At 70.3% G+C, this 16,778-nt stretch carries 17 protein-coding genes; 7 read left to right on the forward strand and 10 right to left on the reverse strand.

The window, feature by feature from the left end; translation table 11 throughout:
- Positions 1 to 117 precede the first annotated feature (117 nt).
- Genes qcrB through ctaE form a run of 4 tightly spaced genes read right to left on the reverse strand, consistent with a single transcriptional unit; the run spans position 118 to position 4,373 of the window.
- Positions 118 to 1,806: a cytochrome bc1 complex cytochrome b subunit gene (gene qcrB / locus BIU89_RS02755; RefSeq protein ID WP_071244691.1), complete on the reverse strand. Its 1,689-nt coding sequence runs from the start codon at positions 1,804 to 1,806 to the stop codon at positions 118 to 120.
- Positions 1,806 to 2,870 (reverse strand): cytochrome bc1 complex Rieske iron-sulfur subunit, encoded by a 1,065-nt coding sequence (gene qcrA / locus BIU89_RS02760; RefSeq protein ID WP_027465615.1) that lies wholly within the window; start codon positions 2,868 to 2,870, stop codon positions 1,806 to 1,808. Before qcrA ends, qcrB begins: the two co-directional genes overlap by 1 nt.
- Positions 2,871 to 2,903: 33 nt before the next feature.
- The gene (qcrC, locus tag BIU89_RS02765; RefSeq protein ID WP_071244692.1) at positions 2,904 to 3,713 is read right to left on the reverse strand and encodes a cytochrome bc1 complex diheme cytochrome c subunit; all 810 of its coding nucleotides are present in this window, start codon (positions 3,711 to 3,713) and stop codon (positions 2,904 to 2,906) included.
- A gap of 21 nt (positions 3,714 to 3,734) precedes the next feature.
- A complete protein-coding gene (ctaE, locus tag BIU89_RS02770) occupies positions 3,735 to 4,373 on the reverse strand; it encodes an aa3-type cytochrome oxidase subunit III (RefSeq protein WP_027465617.1) in 639 nt (212 codons plus the stop codon).
- A gap of 70 nt (positions 4,374 to 4,443) precedes the next feature.
- Here ctaE and trpD point away from each other — a divergent pair, with 70 nt between their 5' ends.
- Positions 4,444 to 5,499, forward strand: coding sequence for an anthranilate phosphoribosyltransferase (gene trpD, locus BIU89_RS02775; protein ID WP_071244693.1), 1,056 nt, complete (start codon positions 4,444 to 4,446; stop codon positions 5,497 to 5,499).
- 185 nt (positions 5,500 to 5,684) lie between these two features.
- On the opposite strand, the gene glpK is transcribed toward trpD, so the two are convergent.
- Both glpK and BIU89_RS02785 read right to left on the reverse strand, forming a co-directional pair.
- Positions 5,685 to 7,196 carry a glycerol kinase GlpK gene (gene glpK, locus BIU89_RS02780; RefSeq protein ID WP_071244694.1) on the reverse strand — a complete coding sequence of 504 codons (1,512 nt, stop codon included), beginning with the start codon at positions 7,194 to 7,196 and terminating at the stop codon, positions 5,685 to 5,687.
- A gap of 79 nt (positions 7,197 to 7,275) precedes the next feature.
- Positions 7,276 to 8,001, reverse strand: a complete 726-nt coding sequence (locus tag BIU89_RS02785) for an MIP/aquaporin family protein (RefSeq protein ID WP_071244695.1) — start codon at positions 7,999 to 8,001, stop codon at positions 7,276 to 7,278.
- Between the two features lie 316 nt (positions 8,002 to 8,317).
- Between BIU89_RS02785 and dhaK the strand changes: the two genes are divergently transcribed.
- From dhaK to dhaM, 3 genes are all read left to right on the forward strand, one after another.
- Positions 8,318 to 9,319, forward strand: a complete 1,002-nt coding sequence (dhaK, locus tag BIU89_RS02790) for a dihydroxyacetone kinase subunit DhaK (RefSeq protein WP_027465620.1) — start codon at positions 8,318 to 8,320, stop codon at positions 9,317 to 9,319.
- Between the two features lie 117 nt (positions 9,320 to 9,436).
- Positions 9,437 to 10,063, forward strand: a complete 627-nt coding sequence (dhaL, locus tag BIU89_RS02795) for a dihydroxyacetone kinase subunit DhaL (protein WP_071244696.1) — start codon at positions 9,437 to 9,439, stop codon at positions 10,061 to 10,063.
- Entirely contained in the window at positions 10,060 to 10,794 is a 735-nt protein-coding gene (gene dhaM, locus BIU89_RS02800; RefSeq protein ID WP_071244697.1) for a dihydroxyacetone kinase phosphoryl donor subunit DhaM, read from the forward strand. The genes dhaL and dhaM overlap by 4 nt, the downstream gene beginning before the upstream one ends.
- Positions 10,795 to 10,856: 62 nt before the next feature.
- Here dhaM and BIU89_RS02805 read toward each other — a convergent pair whose 3' ends face one another.
- Positions 10,857 to 11,435 carry a TetR/AcrR family transcriptional regulator C-terminal domain-containing protein gene (locus BIU89_RS02805; RefSeq protein ID WP_071244698.1) on the reverse strand — a complete coding sequence of 193 codons (579 nt, stop codon included), beginning with the start codon at positions 11,433 to 11,435 and terminating at the stop codon, positions 10,857 to 10,859.
- Positions 11,436 to 11,489: 54 nt separating this feature from the next.
- On the opposite strand from BIU89_RS02805, the gene BIU89_RS02810 reads away from it, so the two are divergent.
- On the forward strand, positions 11,490 to 12,710 hold the full coding sequence (locus tag BIU89_RS02810) for a beta-ketoacyl-[acyl-carrier-protein] synthase family protein (protein ID WP_071244699.1): 1,221 nt from the start codon (positions 11,490 to 11,492) through the stop codon (positions 12,708 to 12,710).
- Here the strand turns inward: BIU89_RS02810 and BIU89_RS02815 are convergent.
- Positions 12,697 to 13,530 carry a helix-turn-helix domain-containing protein gene (locus tag BIU89_RS02815; protein ID WP_175474960.1) on the reverse strand — a complete coding sequence of 278 codons (834 nt, stop codon included), beginning with the start codon at positions 13,528 to 13,530 and terminating at the stop codon, positions 12,697 to 12,699. The genes BIU89_RS02810 and BIU89_RS02815 overlap by 14 nt on opposite strands.
- Positions 13,531 to 13,632: 102 nt before the next feature.
- Between BIU89_RS02815 and BIU89_RS02820 the strand changes: the two genes are divergently transcribed.
- The gene (locus BIU89_RS02820; RefSeq protein WP_071244700.1) at positions 13,633 to 14,313 is read left to right on the forward strand and encodes an SDR family NAD(P)-dependent oxidoreductase; all 681 of its coding nucleotides are present in this window, start codon (positions 13,633 to 13,635) and stop codon (positions 14,311 to 14,313) included.
- Between the two features lie 14 nt (positions 14,314 to 14,327).
- Here BIU89_RS02820 and BIU89_RS02825 read toward each other — a convergent pair whose 3' ends face one another.
- The gene (locus tag BIU89_RS02825; protein WP_083404124.1) at positions 14,328 to 14,768 is read right to left on the reverse strand and encodes a GNAT family N-acetyltransferase; all 441 of its coding nucleotides are present in this window, start codon (positions 14,766 to 14,768) and stop codon (positions 14,328 to 14,330) included.
- Between the two features lie 189 nt (positions 14,769 to 14,957).
- Here BIU89_RS02825 and BIU89_RS02830 point away from each other — a divergent pair, with 189 nt between their 5' ends.
- The gene (locus BIU89_RS02830) at positions 14,958 to 15,989 is read left to right on the forward strand and encodes an alcohol dehydrogenase catalytic domain-containing protein (RefSeq protein ID WP_071244702.1); all 1,032 of its coding nucleotides are present in this window, start codon (positions 14,958 to 14,960) and stop codon (positions 15,987 to 15,989) included.
- Between the two features lie 16 nt (positions 15,990 to 16,005).
- Here BIU89_RS02830 and BIU89_RS02835 read toward each other — a convergent pair whose 3' ends face one another.
- Positions 16,006 to 16,611: a copper resistance CopC family protein gene (locus tag BIU89_RS02835; protein ID WP_071244703.1), complete on the reverse strand. Its 606-nt coding sequence runs from the start codon at positions 16,609 to 16,611 to the stop codon at positions 16,006 to 16,008.
- Between the last annotated feature and the right edge of the window lie 167 nt (positions 16,612 to 16,778).

The following is a 16,778-nucleotide window of genomic DNA, read 5'->3' on the forward strand; positions in this document are numbered from 1 at the left end:
CGTCCTGGACGAGTCCAGCACGCGGGAGTGAACCAGCCGTGAACTGGGGGCGGCGTGTTGCCCCTCACACGAAGAAACCCCCGCCACATCGTGACGGGGGTTGCTTCGTGCTACCGATCAGTGATCGCCGGGGCCGACCTGGGGAGCCTGGTGGCCACCCTCGAGGTTCGGGCCGTGGTGCGCGGCGTGCGCTGCCTCGAGCTCTGCCTTCGAGACCGGTTCGATGCGGTCTTCGAAGAAGAAGCGGGAGACGCCGGCGCGGACCTTCTGCAGACCCGTGATCTTGCCCTTGGCGTTCGGGCGGATCATCAGCGGCTTGTACTCGTTGAACTGCAGGAGCTTCCACCGCTCGTACTCGTCGAGCTGCTCGTGCACCTCGATGTACTCGCCGTGGGGGAGTCGGACGATGCGGCCCGACTCGTAGCCGTGCAGGACGATCTCGCGGTCCTTCTTCTGGAGGGCGAGGCAGACACGCTTCGTGATCCAGAAGGCGATGAACGGGCCGAGGACCGTCGTTGCCTGGATCACGTGGATCACGTGTTCGATCGACACCAGGAAGTGCGTCGCGATGATGTCCGACGAGGCTGCTGCCCAGAGGCTGGCGTAGAGCGTGATGCCAGCGGCCCCGAACGCCGTGCGCGTCGGGGCGTTGCGCGGGCGGTCGAGGATGTGGTGCTCACGCTTGTCGCCCGTGACCCACGCCTCGATGAAGGGGTAGAGCAGGATCGCCAGGATGAGCAGCACCAGGACCGCGATCGGCGCCAGGATGTTGAACGACACCGTGTAGCCGAACCACACGACCTCCCAGTGCGGCGGGACCAGTCGGAGCGCGCCGTCGGCGAAGCCGATGTACCAGTCGGGCTGGGTACCGGCGGACACCGGAGAGGGGTCGTACGGGCCGTAGTTCCAGATCGGGTTGATCGTGAACAGCGACGCGATGAGGGCCAAGATGCCGGCGACGATGAAGAAGAACCCACCGGCCTTCGCGGCGAACGCCGGGAGGATCGGGACACCGACGACGTTCTCGTTGGTCTTGCCCGGACCAGCGAACTGCGTGTGCTTGTTGATCACGACGAGCACGAGGTGGACACCGAGCACCGCGACGAGGATCGCCGGCAGCAGCAGGATGTGCAGCGTGTACAGGCGGCCGACGATGTCGGTCCCCGGGAACTCGCCACCGAACAGCAGGTAGGCGATCCAGACACCGATGACCGGGACACCCTCGATCATGCCGACGATGATCCGCAGACCGTTTCCGGAGAGCAGGTCGTCGGGGAGCGAGTAGCCGGTGAAGCCCTCGGCCATGGCGAGGACCCAGAGCAGGAAGCCGAAGACCCAGTTAAGCTCACGCGGCTTGCGGAAGGCACCGGTGAAGAACACGCGGGCCATGTGCAGCATGATCGACGCCACGAACAGCAGGGCCGCCCAGTGGTGGACCTGACGGACGAAGAGCCCCCCGCGGATGTCGAACGAGATGTCGAGCGTCGACTGCAGGGCCGTCGACATCGCCACGCCCTTGAGCGGGACGTACGAGCCGTTGTAGACGACCTCGGTCATGGACGCCTGGAAGAAGAACGTCAGGAAGGTCCCGGAGAGCAGCACGACGACGAAGCTGTACAGCGCCACCTCGCCGAGCATGAAGCTCCAGTGGTCCGGGAAGATCTTCCGGCCGACTTCCTTGACGAGGCCCGAGATGCTGGTGCGCTCGTCGATGTAGTTGGCGACCCCGCCGATGATGCGGGATCCGCGCTCCGGCGCCGGCTTGTTCGACGACGTGTTCGGTGCGGTGGTGGTGGTGCTGGTCATCAGCGTTCACGCTCCCAGAAGGACGGTCCGACCGGCTCGTGGAAGTCGCTCTGGGCAACCAGGTAGCCGTCGTCGTCGATCGCGATCGGAAGTTGGGGGAGGGGGCGTGCTGCCGGACCGAAGATGACCTCGCAGTTGTTCGAGACATCGAAGGTGGACTGGTGGCACGGGCACAGCAGGTGGTGCGTCTGCTGTTCGTAGAGCGCGACGGGGCAACCGACGTGGGTGCAGATCTTGGAGTACGCGACGATGCCGTCGTAGCCCCAGTTCTCGTGGCCCTTGGACGGGTTGAGGTCCTTCGGGTCCAGACGCATCAGGAGGACGGAGGCCTTCGCCTTCTCCTCCAGCATGTGCTCGGACTCGAGCATGCCCTCGGGGATGACGTGGAACACCGAACCGATGGTGACGTCGGAGGCCTTGATCGGCAGACCCGTCGGGTCCTTCGTCAGGCGCAGCCCCTGCTTCCAGAAGGTGTGGCGGAGCAGCTCGTTGGGGTCCTCGGCCGGAGCGAGGTCACGGACCAGGACGATGCCGGGCAGCGGGAACGCGGCCAGGGCACCGATCATCGAGTTGCGGATCAGCTTGCGACGGCTGAAACCGGACTCCTTGTCGGCGAGCTGGAACGCCTCGACCGCCTTGGCGCGGGTCGCGTCGGTGCCGCGGGTGCCGTGGCGGAGCTCGGTGATCTCGCGGTCGACGACGAGCGACTTCGACCAGTAGACGGCGCCGAGGCCGAGGGCGAGGAGCGCGAGGGCGATCGACAGGCCCAGGAAGAGGTTCGCGGTGCGGACCGTCCCGAAGTCGCTCGGGTCGATCGGGAAGGCGACGTAGGCCGCAATCGACAGGACGCTGCCGACGATCGACAGGTAGAAGTAGGCGGCGACCTGGCGCTCGGCCAGACGCTGCTTCTTCGGGTCGACGTCGGTGCGACGCGGGCGGTGCGGCGGCTCGCCCGGGTTCTCGAACGGGTCGACGGGGAGGACCGCGATCCCGGGGGAGGTGGTCGTGCCGTGCTTCTCGACAGCCGAGGACGAGTTCAGCGTCTCGTCGTCGTGCTCTGCCATGGTGTTCCCTTCAGTGTCGTTCGACACGGACGATCAGTTGGACTTCGCGGTCAGCCAGACGGTCATCGCGACGACCGCGCCGAGTCCGAAGATCCAGATGAACAGACCCTCGGCGACCGGCCCCAGGGAGCCGAGTGCGAAGCCACCGGGGGACTTGTTGTCCTGCACGTACTTGAGGTACGTGATGATGTCGGCCTTCTGCTCCGGCGTCAGGTTCAGGTCGTTGAAGACCGGCATGTTCTGCGGGCCGGTGAGCATGGCCTCGTAGATGTGCTTACCGGAGACCGTCTCGAGGCTCGGGGCGTACTTGCCCTCGGTCAGTGCACCACCGGCACCGGCCACGTTGTGGCACATGGCGCAGTTGATGCGGAACAGCTCGGCGCCTTCGGCAGCGTCGCCGTCCTCACCGTTGGTGAGCTCGCTGGACGGGACCGACGGGCCGGGGCCGAGGGAGGCGACGTACTGCGCGAGTGCGTCGACCTGCTCGTCCGTGAACTGCGCGGGCTTCTCTTCGGCCTGCGGGCCCTGAGCGGCCATCGGCATCCGGCCGGTGCCGACCTGGAAGTCGACCGACGCGGCACCGACACCGATGAGGGACGGGCCCTCGCTCGTGCCCTGAGCGGAGAGACCGTGGCAGGTGGCGCAGTTCGAGGCGAAGAGCTTCTCGCCCTCGTTCACCTGCGACTGGCTCGAGGCGGCGACGGTGTTCGTGCTGTCGTCGGCGTTCGCCGTGGAGCTGAACAGTGCGTACGCGCCACCGGTGGTCATGAGACCCACGACGATGAGCGACACGGTCGCCATCGGTGAACGGCGGCCCTTCTTGGACTTGGTTCTGTTGAACATGTGCTGGGGGGTGTCCAGTTCCTACTTGAGAAGGTAGATGACGGCGAAGAGGAAGATCCACACGACGTCGACGAAGTGCCAGTAGTACGACACGACGATGGCGGTGGTCGCTTCCTTGTGGCCGAAGTTCTTGGCGGCGAAACCGCGGCCGAGCGTCAGCAGGAAGGCGATGAGGCCACCGGTCACGTGGAGCCCGTGGAACCCGGTGGTCATGTAGAACGCCGAGCCGTAGGCGCTGGAGGAGAGCGTCACGCCCTCGTGCCAGAGGTTGGCGTACTCGAAGATCTGGCCGCAGACGAAGATCGCACCCATCGCGTAGGTGACGAAGAACCACTCCGTCATGCCCCAGTGGCGCGGGTTCCAGCTCGTCCGGTGCACCTGGAAGCGCTCCGCAGCGAACACGGCGAACTGGCAGGCGAAGCTGGACAGCACCAGGATGATCGTGTTCACGGAGGCGAAGGGCACCTCGAGCTTCGCGGTCTCGGTCGCCCAGAGCTCAGGGGACGTGCTGCGGAGCGTGAAGTAGATCGCGAACAGGCCGGCGAAGAACATGACCTCGCTGCCCAGCCACACGATCGTCCCCACGGCCACGGCGTTCGGCCTGTTGAGGGCCGGACCGCTGGCTGATCTGGAGAGAGAGGTGCTAGTCACGTCCTCCATTATGGCCGAAACCCCCGACAGTGTTTTCGCAGGAGACTGGCGGGTCTCTCGAATTCACTACGATCGAGCCATGCCTGACGCACTTTCTTGGCCAGCGGTGATCAGCGCGCTCATGGCGCGCGAGGACCTGACGATCAGGCAATCCACATGGGCCATGGAGGAGATCGTGCACGGGCGCGCCACCCAGGCACAGATCGCAGCCTTCGCCGTGACGCTCCGCGCGAAGGGCGAGACGGTCGACGAGGTCGTCGGGTTCCGCGACGCGATCCTGGACGCCGCGGTTCCGCTCGACGTCGACCCGATGGCGCTCGACATCGTCGGGACCGGCGGCGACGTGGTCGGCACCGTGAACATCTCGACCATGGCGGCCATCGTGATCGCGGCCGCCGGTGTCCCCGTCGTGAAGCACGGCAACAAGGCCAGCTCGTCGAAGTCCGGGTCGAGCGACGTGCTCGCCGCCCTCGGACTCGATCTCACGATGGACGCCGCGCGTGTCGCGGACACCTTCCGGCGTGTCGGGCTGACCTTCGCCTTCGCCAACGCGTTCCACCCCGGTTTCGCCCACGCTGGCCCGGTCCGGCGCGAGATCGGCGTGCCGACGGTGTTCAACTTCCTCGGCCCGCTCGTCAACCCCGCGCGGTGCGAGGCGAACGCCGTGGGTGTCGCCCAGCTCGAGCTCGTCCCGATCATCACGGGCGTGTTCCAGACGCGCGGCGCGACGGCCCTCGTGTTCCGCGGCGACGACGGACTCGACGAGTTGACCACCACCGGGCACAGTCACATCTGGGAGGTCACCGGCGGCCGCGTGACCGAGCACGACCTCGACCCGCGGGACCTCGGCATCGCCCGGGCACGCACGGACGACCTGCTCGGCGGCGACCCCGAGCACAACGCCGGCGTCGTCCACCGGGTGCTCGCGGGGGAGACCGGACCCGTCCGCGACATCGTCCTGCTGAACGCCGCGGCCGGCCTCGTCTCGTTCCGCCTGGCGCAGGACCCGAACGAGTCCGACCGGCCGATCCTGCAGCGCTTCCGCGAGCAGCTGGTCGTCGCTGCCGAGGCGATCGACTCCGGCGCCGGTGCGCGCAAACTGGCTGACTGGGTCGGCGCAGCTCCCGCCGCGTAGTCCACGCCGCTTCCGCCCGGGCCGCACCGTGCCGGCAACCAGCCGACCACCCGACGACCCGACGACTGGCCGCGCCCGACGCGCAGGAGACGCAACGCACAGGAGGCCCGGTGCCGGTTCCAGGAACCGGCACCGGGCCTCCCGTCGGTGCGTTCAGTGCACGCGGTCAGCGTGCGCGTGCTTCGTTACTGCACGTCCTCGTCGACCCAGTCGAAGGTCTTCGTGACGGCCTTCTTCCACAGGCGGAGCGTGCGCTCGCGCTCGGCGGCGTCGAGCTGGGGCTCCCAGCGCTTGTCCTCCTGCCAGTTGGCACGGAGCTCGTCGAGGTTGGCCCAGAAGCCGACCGCGAGACCAGCGGCGTAGGCCGCACCGAGCGCCGTCGTCTCCGCGACGACCGGCCGGACGACCGGCACGTCGAGCATGTCGGCCTGGAACTGCATGAGCTCGCTGTTCGCGGTCATGCCACCGTCGACCTTGAGCTCGGTCAGGTCCACGCCGGAGTCGGCGTTGACCGCGTCGAGGACCTCGCGGGTCTGCAGCGCCGTCGCCTCGAGGGCGGCACGCGCGATGTGCCCCTTGTTGACGAAGCGGGTGAGGCCGACGATCGCACCGCGGGCGTCCGGACGCCAGTACGGCGCGAAGAGCCCGGAGAACGCCGGCACGAAGTACACGCCACCGTTGTCCTCGACGGTCTTGGCCAGGGCCTCGACCTCCGGGGCGCTGCCGATCAGACCGAGGTTGTCGCGGAGCCACTGGATGAGCGAGCCCGTGACGGCGATCGAACCCTCGAGGGCGTAGTGCGTCTCCTGGTCGCCGAGCTTGTAGCCGACGGTGGTGAGCAGGCCGTTCTCGGAGCGGACGATCTCGGTACCGGTGTTGAAGATCAGGAAGTTGCCGGTGCCGTAGGTGTTCTTCGACTCGCCCTGGTCGAACGCGGCCTGACCGAAGGTCGCGGCCTGCTGGTCACCGAGGATGCCGGCGATCGGGACCTCGCGCAGCAGGCTCGAGGACTCGACGTGGCCGTAGACCTCGGAGGAGCTGACGATCTCGGGGAGCATCGACTTCGGCACGCCGAAGTCGGCGAGGATGTCGTCGCGCCACTGCAGCGTCTCGAGGTCCATGAACAGCGTGCGGGACGCGTTCGTGACGTCGGTCTTGTGGACGCCGCCGTCGACGCCACCGGTCAGGTTCCAGAGGACCCAGGTGTCGGTGGTGCCGAAGAGCAGGTCGCCCGCCTCGGCCTTCTCACGAGCACCCTCGACGTTCTCGAGGATCCACATGATCTTGGTCCCGGCGAAGTACGTCGCGAGCGGCAGGCCGACGATGGCCTTGTACTTGTCGGTGTCGCCGTCGGCGAGCTTGTCGACGAGCGCCTGCGTGCGGGTGTCCTGCCAGACGATCGCGTTGTAGATCGGCTTGCCGGTGGTCTTGTCCCAGACGACGGCGGTCTCCCGCTGGTTGGTGATGCCGACGGCTGCGACGTCGTGGCGCGTGATGTCGGCACGCGACAGTGCCTGACCGATCACCTCGCGGGTGTTGTCCCAGATCTCGGCGGGGTCGTGCTCGACCCACCCGGCGCGCGGGAAGATCTGCTCGTGTTCCTTCTGCCCGGTCGAGATGATCGAACCGGAGTGGTCGAACACGATTGCTCGGGTCGAGGTCGTGCCCTGGTCGATGGCGACGATGTAGTCGGCCATTGGTGCTCCTTACGGGTGTTCGGTGCGGTGCGTGGTCGGTCGTGCGGAACGGCCGGTCACGCCTTCGGGGTGGGGTGGGTCAGCTGACGATGGGCAGCAGGGCGACGGACAGGCCGGCGGCGAGGGCGCCACCGATCAGCGGTCCGACGACCGGCACCCAGGCGTAGGCCCAGTCGCTCGAGCCCTTGCCCTTGATGGGCAGGATGGCGTGCGCGATGCGGGGGCCGAGGTCACGGGCGGGGTTGATGGCGTAGCCGGTGGGGCCACCGAGGCTGACACCGATCGCGATCACGAGGAAGGCGACGGGGATCGCGCCGAGCGATGCCGGCGTCTGACCGTTCGAGAACGCGATGACGACGAAGACCAGCACGAAGGTGCCGATGATCTCCGTGACGAGGTTCCAGCCGTACGACCGGATCGCGGGGCCGGTCGAGAAGACGCCGAGCTTGGCGGCCGCGTCGGGCTCCTCGTCGAAGTGCTGCTTGTAGGCGAGCCAGACGATGACCGCGCCGATGATCGCGCCGATGAGCTGGGCGAGCCAGTAGAGGAACATCTCGCCGACGGTGATCTTGCCGAGCAGGGCGAGCCCGAGGCTGACCGCGGGGTTGAGCTGACCGCCCGAGCTGTACGAGACGGTGACACCGGCGAAGACCGCGAAGCCCCAGCCGATGGTGACCATCAGGAACCCGGCTCCGAAGCCCTTCGACTTCGCGAGCGAGACAGCGGCGACGACGCCGCCACCCAGGATGATGAGCATCGCCGTACCGACGAGCTCGGACAGGAAATTGACGCCGATGCCGTCCATCGGTGACCTCCAGTGCGTGAGGGTGGGGGTCCGGCCGTGCTGCGCCGCACTCCCCGTTGAGTGATTGAGGCCAACCATAGTGATGCGGTTCACGGCCCGGCGATGAATTCGTGAGCGAAGTGCGGCATCGTGCACGAACGTGCAGGACGAGTGTCCCCCGCACGATCCCGAGGCGGTGACGCGTCCTCGGCGCACTGCACGAACGTGCATCGGGAGCGGACGGCTGCCCGTGCCGTCGATGTAGATTGGGCGCACTCCGGTCGACGACGCGCGGTGTGACCGCCACGGTTCGACCCCGTACCCGTGGAGGCACCGCATGAAGAAGCTCATCAACGACCCGCAGGCCGTGGTCGAGGAGACCGTCCGGGGCTTCGCCCGGGCACACGCCGGACACGTCGTCCTGGTCGAGGACCCGATCCACCTGCACCGCGCTGACGCACCCGTCGCCGGCAAGGTCGGGATCGTCAGCGGCGGTGGCAGCGGCCACGAACCACTGCACGCCGGTTTCGTCGGGTACGGCATGCTCGACGCCGCGGTGCCCGGCCCGGTGTTCACGAGCCCGACGCCCGACCCGATCGTCGCCGCGACGAAGGCCGTCGACGGCGGTGCGGGCGTGCTGCACATCGTGAAGAACTACACCGGCGACGTGCTCAACTTCGAGACGGCGGCAGAACTCGCGGCGATGGACGACGTCCGCGTCGAGTCCGTCGTTGTGGACGACGACGTCGCGGTGCAGGACTCCCTGTTCACCGCCGGCCGTCGCGGTGTCGCCGGGACCGTCGTGGTGGAGAAGTGCGCCGGCGCCGCCGCCGAGCGCGGGGACGACCTGGACGCCGTCGCCGCCGTGGCCCGGCACGTCAACGACGTCACGCGGTCGATGGGGCTCGCGCTGGCGTCGGGCACCGTCCCGCACGCGGGGGAGCCGTCGTTCGTGCTGGCCGACGACGAGGTCGAGCTCGGCATCGGCATCCACGGCGAGCCGGGCCGTGAGCGGATCGCGATGGCACCGGCGGACGAGCTGGTCGACCGCGTGCTCGAGCCGATCCTGACCGACCTCGACGCCCCGGCCGGGTCGTCGCTGCTGCTCCTGGTGAACGGCATGGGCGGCACCCCGCTGTCCGAGCTCTACATCGCATACCGACGCGCCGCCGAGGTCCTCTCCGACCGCGGCTACCAGGTCACGCGTAGTTTGGTCGGCGACTACGTCACGTCCCTCGAGATGCAGGGGTTCTCGCTCACCGTCACGGTGCTCGACGACGAACTCACTGCCCTCTGGGACGCCCCGGTGGAGACCCCGGCCCTGCGCTGGGGACGCTGAGCGACCGCGACCGCAACCGCAACCGCGACTGCGACCGCAACCGCAACCGACCACGACCGCTCGACCACCGGACCACGACACCGGGCCCACCGGGCCGGACACACGAAGGGAACCGCATTGGCGCTCGACACCGCATGGGCCATCGACTGGGTCCGTCGCACCGCCGCGACGATCGACGAACACCGCGCCGAGCTCGTCACGCTCGACCGTGAGATCGGGGACGGCGACCACGGCGAGAACCTCGACCGCGGGTTCCGGGCCGTGCTCGAGGCCGTCGACTCCGGGTCCTTCGACACCCCGGGTGCCGTCCTCAAGACCGTTGCGACGAAGCTCATCTCGACCGTGGGCGGAGCTGCCGGCCCGCTCTTCGGCACCGCCTACCTGAAGGCGGCACAGGCTGCCGGTGACGCGGCCGAACTCGACGCGGACACCCTCGTCGCCGTCCTCACCGCCGCCCGCGACGGGGTCGTGTCCCGCGGCAAGGCCGCGGTCGGCGACAAGACGATGGTCGACGCGTGGAGCCCCGCGGTCGACGCCGCAGCAGCTGCTGCCGGTGCCGGCGACGACCCGAGGGCCGTGCTCACCGCAGCAGCCGACGCCGCCGCGCAGGGTGCGGCGGACACCGAGCCGCTCGTCGCCCACAAGGGCCGCGCGAGCTACCTCGGCGACCGCGCGATCGGGTACCGCGACCCGGGTGCGCAGTCGACCGCGTACATCCTGCGCGCAGCGGTGGACGCAGCGTGACCGTCGGCATCCTGGTCGTCTCGCACAGCGCGGCGATCGCGACGGGCACCGTCGAGCTGGCACGGCAGATGGCTGCGGACGTTCCGCTCGTCGCCGCGGGCGGCACGGACGACGGCGGCATCGGCACGTCGTTCGAGGCGATCACCGCCGGCATCGAGGAACTCGCCCAGGCGGATGCCGTCGTGGTCCTGTGCGACCTCGGCTCCGCCTACCTGACGACCGACACCGCGCTCGACTTCCTGGACGACGACGTCCGAGCCCGCGTCCACGTGTCGCAGGCCCCGTTGGTCGAGGGCACGGTGGCGGCAGCGGTCGCCGCCCAGACGGGCGGTGACGCCGACGCGGTCCTGGCTGCCGCGGCATCGGCCGCGGGTTCCGATGCGGACGCGAGCAGCGCCTCCTCTCCGTCCGGTGACCAGCCTGGAGGCACGGGGCCGGCCGACGGGGCTGCCCCCGTCGACGACGCGGCCGGGTCCGACCGCGTCAGCGCGTCGGTCGAGCTGGTCAACGAGACCGGGCTGCACGCCCGGCCCGCCGCGGAGTTCGTGAAGACGGCGGCGAAGTACGACGCGAGCGTGCACGTCAACGGCGTGGACGCGAAGAGCCTGCTGGCGATCATGGCCCTGGCGCTGCCGAAGGGTGCGACGGTGTCGATCGACGCGACCGGCCAGGACGCGCAGGCCGCAGTCGACGCCCTGGTGGAACTGGTCCGGTCGGGCTTCGGCGAGTGACACCGCCGCCGGGCGAGTGACAGCGCCGCCGGGGGAGCCCCCGGCGGCGGTGCCTGTTCCGGTCAACGGATCGAGATCGTCCCCGCCAGGTCGAGGTCCGAGGGGCCGCCGGCGACCCCGGCGTCCGCGAGCAGGGTGGCACCGAACACGGCACTCCAGAACGTGCGGGCGTCGCGGGCGACACCGCTGGGGCTCGTCCAGCCCTGGTCGCCGACGACGCGCTCCAGGTAGCGCTCGGACTGCCGGAACAGCACGGCGAGCAGCAGCCGCACGCGCTCACGCTGCGCCGGGTCGTCCCCGGCTGCCCCGAGCGCGCGGACCACGAGCGGGGTCGACGGCATCGCGAGGGCGGTGCGGGCGAGGACCTGTCGGAACGACTCCGGCGAGCGCGCACGACGGCCGGCCGCCTGCAGTCGCGTGGTGTCGCGGAGGAACAGCGCGAACGCGGCGTCGAGCACCAGACGGTCCTTCGAGCCGTAGTGGTGCGTGATCTGGTTCGGGTAGACACCCGCGGCCCGGGCGACCTCGCTGACGGTGACGCTCCGAGCACCCGCGCTGAGCAGTCCGGCCGTCGCGGCGAGGATCTTCGCCCGTGTCGCCGCGCCGCGAGCCGTGCCGGAGCCGTCCACCGTGGTTGTCATGTCGCAATTGTACGTGGTACAACTCAACTTGTTCAACGTACAAGAGGAGCTCCCGTGGACATCGTCATCACCGGCTACGGCGCGGTCTCACCCTTCGGCCACGGCGTCACGCCGCTCTGGGACGCCCTGGTGGCCGGTCGCTCCGGCGTCCGAGCCCTGCACCGCGACGGAGCGCTCTGGGAACAGGTGCCGATCCGGGTCGGCGCCGATGCCGCACTCGACGCCGAGGGGGCGCTCGGGCGGGTCCGTGCGAACCGTCTCGACCGCAGTCAGCAGCTGGCACTCGTCGCCGCGGACGAGGCCTGGGCCGACGCCGGGGCCCCCGCGGTGGAGGGCGACCGCCTCGCCGTGGTGATCGGCACCGGGATCGGGGGAGTGGAGACGCTCCTCGACGCCCATGACGTGCTCGGTGCGTCCGGTGCTCGACGGGTCTCACCGCGCACGGTGCCGATGCTCATGGCGAACGGTGCCGCCGCGCAGATCAGCATCGCGTACGGGGCGCGGGGCGGTGCGTACACGACGGTGTCGGCCTGCGCCTCGGGCGCCGAGGCCGTCGCCACCGCCGCGCGGCTCATCGCCACCGGTGAGGCCGACGTCGTCATCACCGGCGGGACCGAGGCCGCGGTCACCCCGGTGACGATGGCGTCGTTCGCCCAGTCGCAGGCCCTCGCGAAGCCCGACGGCGACGACCCGACGACCCTGTCCCGTCCGTTCGACGCCGACCGCCGCGGGTTCGTCCTCGGTGAGGGCGCCGGCATCGTCGTGCTCGAGCGTGCCGACCACGCCGCCGCCCGAGGGCAGCGGTCGCACGGCACACTCGCCGGGTGGGGGATCACCTCGGACGCGCACCACATCACCGCACCGCTGGCGGACGGCAGCGAGCAGGAGCGGGCGATGCGCGCCGCGATCCGGATGGCGGGCCTCACCGGCGCGGACGTCGACCACGTGAACGCGCACGCAACGGGTACGCCGGTCGGCGACGTCGGCGAGGCAGCCGCCATCAGCCGTGCGGTGGGGACCGGAGCGCTGGTCACCGCTCCGAAGAGCACCATCGGGCACATGTTCGGCGCTGCCGGCGCGGTCGAGGCGATCCTGACCCTGCGAGCGCTGGAGACCGGGACCGTGCCACCGACCCTGAACCTCGACCGGCTCGACCCCGCGGTGGACCTCGACGTCGTCTCCGGCACCGCCCGGACCGCGCAGCTCCGTGCCGCGTTGAACAACTCGTTCGGGTTCGGCGGTCAGAACGCGTCGCTGGTGTTCACCGCGGCGTGAGCTCCTGCAGGCCGGTGACCCGGAGCAAGTCGAGCTTCGCGGCGTCCTCGGAGCCCGGCACGACCGTGTAGACGACGATCCGCAGGTCACCGCCGGGGACGCTCAGCACGTCGCAGTCGATCTCCACCGGCCCGACGGGCGTGTGCACGACCTTGCGGCTCGCACGGTGCTCGGCGATCCGGCCGGTCTCCCAGCGGCGGGCGAACTCGGGGGACTCCCGCAGCAGCCGTTCGACCAGGTCCGCCAGGTCGCGGTCCGCCGGGTAGCGCCCGTACGCCTGCCGCAGGTCGGCGGCGAGGTCGCTCGAGAACTCCTCCTGGTGCTCGTCGTCCCAGTCCACCCCGTCGCGCTCCTGCGTGAAGTGCCGCCAGACCAGGTTGCGATCGAGCCCGACGTACCGCGAGGGGTCGCCGTTCACCGCGGCCCACAGCTCGTTCCAGAGCACGATGTCGTGGGTCGCCGTGAACACCGCGAGCGGCACGTCGCCGAGCCGGTCGACCAGCCGCTGCACGCCGGGCGTGATGTGCCGCGGCACCACCTGGCGCGACGGCGGGGCGACGCCGGCCACCCGGCACAGGTGGTCCCGCTCCTCGGACGACAGCCGGAGCGCCGTCGCGAGGGCCGCGAGCAGCTGCGGCGACGGGTTCGTCGCCCGGCCCTGCTCGAGGCGGACGACGTAGTCGACGCTCACGCCCGCCAGCGCGGCGAGCTCCTCGCGGCGGAGGCCCGGGGTCCGTCTGCCGGGGCCGGCCGGCAGGCCGACCGCCTCGGGACGCACCCGGTCACGCCAGGAACGCAACACGTTCGCGAACTCGCTCATGTCCACCATCATCGCCCCGCGCCTCCTGTCCGTCCTGGTACTGCCGGTCCCACCGTCGCACCGTGCCTGGGGGAGCCGGGCCGGCGGGGGCAGGCTGGGCACATGACAACGACACTGATCACCGGGGCCAACCGCAGCCTCGGACTCGAGACCGCACGCCGACTGATCGAGGCCGGCCACACCGTCCACGCCGGCATGCGCGACCCCGCCGGCGGCGACGACGCCCGCGCACTCGGCGCCCACGTCGTGCGGCTGGACGTCACCGACCAGGCCAGCATCGACGCGGCGATCGAGACGATCCCCGAACTCGACGTCCTCGTCAACAACGCCGGGATCCTCGGCACCTCGTTCGGGGTCGACGACCTCGACGCGAGCGCGATGGCGACCGTGCTCGACACCAACGTCACCGGCATCGTCCGGGTGACCCAGGCCGCGCTGCCACTGCTGCGACGCTCGGCAGCACCCGTCATCGTGAACGTCTCGTCGGGGGTGGGCTTCCCGCGCTGGCTGACGACGCCGGGGCACGACGAGTACGGGGTGCCGGCGGTGCCGTACGCGGCATCGAAGGCGGCCGTGATCGCGTTGACCGTGCAGTACGCGAAGAACCTGCCCGGGTTCCGGGTGAACGCGAGCGACCCGGGCTACACCGCGACGGAGTTCAACGGGTTCGGCGGACACCAGACGATCACCGAGGGCACCGACGCCACGGTCATGCTCGCGACGATCGGCACCGACGGGCCGACGGGGGAGTTCCACAACCGCGAGGGCCGCATCGAGTACTGAGGGACAGCGATCGGTCAGTCGTGCACGTCGGCACCGAACCCCGGCCCCGGGCGCATCATCCAGCCGTCCGGGTCGGGCAGTGGGCGGAACCCGAACCGCTCGTACAGCCCGTGGGCGTCCGCGGTGAACAGGGCGAAGCGCTTCAGGCCGAGCGGCTCGACCGCCTCGGTCACGCCGCGCACGAGTGCGACCCCGACGCCGCGGCCCCGGGCGTCGGGGTCCACGAACACGTCGGCGAGCCACCCGAACGTCACGCCGTCGGTGATCACCCGCGCGTAACCGAGCTGCGCGCCGGTCGTCGCGTCGTACACGCCGAAGTTCCGGGAGCCGGCGATGATCGCCTCCTGCGTCGCCCGGTCACGCCCGCGGGCCCAGTACGACTCCTCGCTCAGCCAGCGGTGCACGCGGTCGACGTCGAGGTCGGCGGGGTCGGCGGAGAAGCGCAGAGCGGTCACGTGACGAGTCAACCGGCGGACGCGCCTGCGGCGCAACGGCCGATCGGGTCGGGGTGGACCGCTCGCGTGGTCGGGTGGCCGGGTGCCCGTCGGCCTGGAGGCCCGTGGGGACCCCGACGCGCGGGTCGCGTCGGACGGTTGGTCGCGCTGGTTCGGCGTCCGGCGTCCGGCGTCTGTCAGGATGGCCGCATGCGCGCCGTCCAGTACGCCCAGTTCGGTTCCGTCCCCTCGATCGTCGACCTGCCGGAACCGGTCGCGCCCGAGCACGGCGTCGTCGTCCGGGTGGCTGCCACCGGTGTCTGTCGCAGCGACTGGCACGCGTGGAAGGGGCACGACGACTCCGTCCGGCTGCCGCACGTGCCCGGCCACGAGTTCGCCGGCGTCGTCGCGGCGATCGGAGCGGGCGTCCAGCGCTTCGCCGTCGGCGACCGGGTCACGGCCCCGTTCGTGTTCGCCTGCGGGACCTGCGCCGAATGCCTCGACGGCGCCACTCAGGTGTGCACCGCCCAGCAGCAGCCCGGGTTCGACCTGCAGGGCTCGTACGCGGACTCCCTGGTCGTCCCGCACGCCGACCTCAACCTCGTCGCGCTGCCGGACGCCGTGGACTTCGCGGTGGCAGCAGCACTCGGCTGCCGGTTCGGCACCGCATTCCACGCTCTGCACGCCCGGGGACGCGTCGCAGCAGGGGAGTGGGTCGTGGTCTACGGCTGCGGCGGAGTCGGGCTCTCCGCGGTCATGGTCGCCGTGGCCGCCGGAGCACACGTCGTCGCCGTCGACATCTCCACGGCAGCACTCGAGCGCGCCGCCGCCCTGGGCGCCGACACCGTGCTGATGGACTCCGATGCCGTCACGACGGTCCGATCCCGCACGGGTGGCGGAGCGCACGTCTCGCTCGACGCCTACGGCAGCCGTGCCACCTCCGTCGCCGCCGTGGCGTCCCTGCGCCCGCGCGGCCGGCACGTGCAGGTCGGGCTGCTCCTCGACGACGAAGCCGCTCCGGCGATCCCGATGGGCCGGGTCATCGCCGACGAACTCGAACTGCTCGGCAGCCACGGCGCAGCGGTCGGGGAGTACGGCGCGATGCTCGACGCCGTCGTGGCGGGGCGACTGCGTCCGGAGCAGACGATCGGCCGCACCGTCGGCTTCGACGACCTGCCCGAGGCGCTCGTCGCGATGGACCGACCCGCGACGTCGTCGGGCATGACCGTCGCGGTCTTCTGAGGCTCGGGCGTTCCAGTCAGCCCTCGGTCCGCGCGTCCGCGCCTCGGCGGATGCGCAGCACCACCGCGCCGATGACCAGCACCGCGAGGATCCCGACGACCCCGAACAGGAGCGCCTGGCCGCCGTGCCCATGCGCGTGCGTACGTTCGCCCGTGCTCGATGCGGCTGCCGCTGCGGTGGGATCCGAGGACGGTGTGGCCGCGGCCGTCGGGCTGGTCGTGGGCGGGGGAACGGACTGCGATGCGGCCGGTTCCACCGTGAACGCGATCTGCCCCTCGATCGGATGGCCGTCGGGGGAGACGTACCGCCAGACGACGGTGTGCGGACCGGGGGAGAGCGACACCGCCTTCGACATCGAGGTGCCCTCGACGGTCACCGCTCCGGAGGACTCGTCTGTGCCGTCGTCGTCGCGGACCTCGACGCGCAGACCGGCTTCGAGCCCGGCCAGCGGCGCCTCGCTGAAGGTGAGCGTGACTCGCTCAAGGTCGGGGGCGACCGTGGCACCGTCCGCCGGATCACTCGAGGTCAGTGCCGCGTGCGCCGATGCCGGTGTCGTGCCGATCAGCACGAGGAACGCGGACAGGGCGACGGCGAACAGGACCCGGGGCGTCGCGGTTCGCAAGCGGCGTCGGGTATCTCGGTGATCGTGCACACGTCCACGCTAGGGAAGCGATGTCGAGCGTCCCGTCAGCCGAGCGGGGCCAGTCGCAAGCTCTGAGTTGACATAATATGCATTATCGGCGCTTGGTTAGGAGTCCGGCGTGAGCGCTTCGTGAGCAGAAGAGGTCG

The sequence above is a fragment of the Curtobacterium sp. MCBA15_005 genome (assembly GCF_001864855.1).
GTDB lineage: Bacteria > Actinomycetota > Actinomycetes > Actinomycetales > Microbacteriaceae > Curtobacterium > Curtobacterium flaccumfaciens.